Consider the following 3,823-nt stretch of genomic DNA (forward strand, 5'->3'; position numbering starts at 1 on the left):
GCCCCGGACCTGTGGTTCTTCCGCAAGAGCGATGGCACCTGGGCCAGCCAGGTGCCGGCCGATGCAGAGGGTGCCGCCTTCGCCAGCCAGGTGGCGAATGCCGCCACCTTGCAGTTCAGGCCCTCGCTGGACTTCACCGACGCGGAAATGCGGGCCGCCAATGCAGAGGTCTACTTCGGCTTCCGGGCCGGCAGTGGTGCCTTCGTGAACAAGGGCAAGGTCTGGCCGCAGTGAGCGGGTTCTATGGCTCGTAGGCGCGGTCCACGCGCTCGAACTCCTCGCGCTTGCGCCCGACAGGCCAGTCGATGCGGGCCAACTGCTCCACATGCAGGGGCAGGTCCGCCATGCCGTTGGCGGCAAACACCGCGCGCACGGCGGCATGCTCCTCGGCCGTGAGCGCGCGGGGCGCCTCGATCTCCAACTGCAGCGTGCCGTCCACATACTGCCGCATGCGGAAGGCGCGGATCGGCTCGATGCGGCCCAGCTCATCACCCAGAAAGGGCATGGGCAACGGGCCATTCGCGGTCTGCACCAGGTGCCGCGTGCGGCCGCCCATGCGCGCGATCACCGGCAGGGCCATGCCGCAGCCGCAGGGTGCGCCCCATTCGGCGATGTCGCCCAGCTCGTAGCGCAGGATGGGCATGGCAAAGCTGTGCAGGCTGGTCACCAGCACCCGGCCTGGTGTGCCTGCCGGGCAAGGCCGGCCCGCTTCGTCCACGATCTCCATCAGCGTGGTGGAGCCCAGCAGGTGCAGGTGCTCGTGCGTGGGGCACTGCAGGGCGATCCAGCCCGTTTCTTCGCAGGAATAACGGTCCACGATGGTCGCGCCAAAGGCCTGCCGGCACAGCGCCCGCTGGGCCGGCGTGACGCGCTCGGACTGCGAGATCACCTGCCGGATGGGCAACTGCACGCCGCGCGCCAGCGCCATGCGCGCGAGCTCTGCCGCCGCGAAAGGGCTGCACTTGAGGTAGTCGGGCCGCTCCTGCAGCAGCCAGTCGAGATGCGATTCCATGCCGTGCTGGGTGATGTTGCGCACCACGCAGGGGCCGCGCAGGCCCATGGCGGTGTACATGTCGCCCCAGCTGTCGCGGGTGCCGTCGGTAAGGCCCGTGCCCAGCACGGCGATCTTGCGCCGCGCATCGCGCTGGTGCCACTGGGCCTCGAGCCAGGAGATGGCGGCATACAAGGGCGCGTACATGGCGCTGGCCTTTTCCACGCGCACGGGCTCGCCCGTGGAGCCCGAGGTGACGGAGGTGGCCACCTCCTCGTCCTTGAGCCCCGGCCAGCGTGCGCGGGCCTGGGCGAAGTGCGCCTGCAGGTCGGCGCGCGTGAGCACCGGCAGGCGGGCAAGCACGGTGTGCGGCGGCACCTCTGCCGACCAGCCTGCGGCCTCCAGCCGCTGGCGCCAGAAGGGCGAATGCTGGTGCGCGTGGCGCATCAGCGTGTGCAGCTGGCGCTGCTGCAGGGCCTGGTACTCGGCGGGGGGCACGCGCTCCCAGGCACGCACCTGCTGGGCCAGAAGCAGCATCTGCGCCAACTGCGGGGAGTGGAAGTGGAGGGCGTCGGCCATGGAAGCGAAAAGAAAAAGGCGGTGCGTGCCTGCAATGCGTGGGGTTGTCCGATTGTGGCGCCTCGCGGCCCGCGCAAGCCCCCTACACTTGGGGCATGACGTTGTTGATACTGGGCATTGAGTCTTCCTGCGATGAAACCGGCGTGGCCCTGGTGGAAACGCGCGCGGACGGCCAGGTGCCCGCACTGCTGTCGCACGCGCTGCACAGCCAGATCGAGATGCACCAGGCCTATGGCGGCGTGGTGCCCGAGCTCGCCAGCCGCGACCACATCCGCCGCGTGCTGCCCTTGGCGACCCAGGTGCTGGGCGAATCCGGCAAGAGCCTGGCCGACGTGGACGTGGTGGCCTACACCCGCGGCCCGGGCCTGGCCGGCGCGCTGCTGGTGGGCGCGGGCGTGGCCTGCGCCCTGGGAGCTTCTTTGGGCAAGCCCGTGCTGGGCGTGCACCACCTGGAGGGGCACCTGCTCTCGCCCTTCCTGAGCGCCGACCCGCCCGAATTCCCCTTCGTAGCGCTGCTGGTCTCCGGCGGGCACACCCAGCTCATGCGCGTGGACGGCGTGGGCCGCTACGAGATCCTGGGCGAGACCATCGACGACGCGGCGGGCGAGGCCTTCGACAAATCGGCCAAGCTGATGGGTCTGGGCTACCCCGGCGGCCCCGCACTGTCGAAGCTGGCCGAGCAGGGCGACGCCACGGCCTTCAAGCTGCCGCGCCCGCTGCTGCACAGCGGCGACCTCGATTTCTCGTTCGCGGGCCTCAAGACCGCCGTGCTCACGCAGGCGAAGAAGCTCGGCGATGACCTCGAAGTGCGCAAGGCCGACCTGGCCGCGAGCACCGAGGCCGCCATCGTCGAGGTGCTGGTGAAGAAGACCCTGGCGGCCCTCAAGCAGACGGGCATGAAGCGCGTGGTCGTGGCCGGCGGCGTGGGCGCCAACCGCCACCTGCGCAAGCATCTCAACGAGGCCTGCGCCAAGAACAAGGTGCGCGTGCATTACCCCGAGCTGCACCTGTGCACCGACAACGGCGCCATGATCGCCATGGCGGCTGCGATGCGTTTGGAATCGGGGCAGCAGCAGGCCTCGACCGAGTATGCCTTCGACGTGAAGCCGCGCTGGCCGCTGGATTCGATTGCGCCGGTCGTAGCCTGAGCGGGCAACTCCTCAGTCCTGCAGTGGTGGGCGCGTGGGCACGGGTAGGTTTCAAAATGTTTGTTTGTGACGGCTGACACACCGGTTGCTCAGGCCTGCCCCTACGCTTCGCGCATCCTTGCTGCCACGGAGTTCGCGATGCCCAAGACCATCTGGCCTTTTTACGAGCCTGTCCTCATATTGAACCGTGCGTTCAACAACCAGACCCCTTCGAATGCGTCGTTTGAGAGCCAGAGGGCCGCTGCTGGCTCTACCACTGAAAGCAACGCAGCTTTTGCAATCCAGTTCGGTGCCAGCTTTGCCAGCCTGACGGAGGAAGCGCTGTCCGCCAGGATCCTCGGCAACATGGGCGTGCTGCCCAACGCGGGCTTGCAAACCTCGGTCAAGGACTACCTGGTCGCCGTGGGCAAGGCCAACGTCGGCATCGTCGCGCTGCAATTGGGGCAGATCCTGTCAGGGCTGGAGAATGCAACCGGTGATCAGGCCGCCTACAGTGTGGCCGCCGTGGCGTGGAACAACGAGTTGGTGGTCTCGTACAACTACTCCGCCAACCCCGCCAACATCGCGCCCTCGCCTGTCGGCCCCATCGCCCCCAGCCTGCCAGGCGTGACGCTTTTGCTGACCTCCGGCGATGATGTGATATCGCCTGCAGCCGCAGAAGCCAAATTCAAGGCCACGGTCCACAGCGACACCGTCCTTGAGCCCACCGCGGGCTTTCTTTCGACGGCGGATGTGATCGATGGTGCTGCGGGTACCGACACCCTGAAGGCGACACTGGCGGCGGCAGCAGTGGTCTCACCCACGCTGACCAGCGTGGAAAACGTCTTCGTCAAGGCGGGCGCGGGGGCCGAATTCAGCGCCTCCAGCGCAACCGGTCTGATGCACCTGTGGGTCGAGGCCGCCGCGGGCCCCGCCACCTTCTCGGGTGTAAACCTGGCGACCACCGTCGGTATCCAGAACTCGGGCGTTGGCGGTGCCTTGACCGTGAAGTTTGCCGGTGCGTCGGGCTCCGCCGACTCGGCGAACCTCGTGTTCGCGGATGCCACGGGCAATGACGACATCATCGTGGCAGGCGTCGAAACCCTGAACGTGCACAGCGATGTGT

2 protein-coding genes and 2 pseudogenes are annotated in these 3,823 nt (G+C 67.9%); 3 read left to right on the forward strand and 1 reads right to left on the reverse strand.

The window, feature by feature from the left end; genetic code table 11:
* Positions 1-234, forward strand: a pseudogene (locus tag ACK59X_RS18460) (hypothetical protein); the annotation flags it as partial.
* Positions 235-241: 7 nt separating this feature from the next.
* On the opposite strand, the gene ACK59X_RS18465 reads toward ACK59X_RS18460, so the two are convergent.
* Complete coding sequence (locus tag ACK59X_RS18465) at positions 242-1,570, reverse strand: phenylacetate--CoA ligase family protein (RefSeq protein ID WP_409959538.1); 1,329 nt, start codon at positions 1,568-1,570, stop codon at positions 242-244.
* 95 nt (positions 1,571-1,665) lie between these two features.
* Here ACK59X_RS18465 and tsaD point away from each other — a divergent pair, with 95 nt between their 5' ends.
* Both tsaD and ACK59X_RS18475 read left to right on the forward strand, forming a co-directional pair.
* Positions 1,666-2,718, forward strand: a complete 1,053-nt coding sequence (tsaD, locus tag ACK59X_RS18470) for a tRNA (adenosine(37)-N6)-threonylcarbamoyltransferase complex transferase subunit TsaD (protein ID WP_409959540.1) — start codon at positions 1,666-1,668, stop codon at positions 2,716-2,718.
* Between the two features lie 138 nt (positions 2,719-2,856).
* Positions 2,857-3,823: pseudogene (locus tag ACK59X_RS18475) on the forward strand (hypothetical protein); the annotation flags it as partial.

Origin of the sequence: Acidovorax sp. (assembly GCF_046339755.1) — a bacterium.
Lineage (GTDB): Bacteria > Pseudomonadota > Gammaproteobacteria > Burkholderiales > Burkholderiaceae_C > Acidovorax.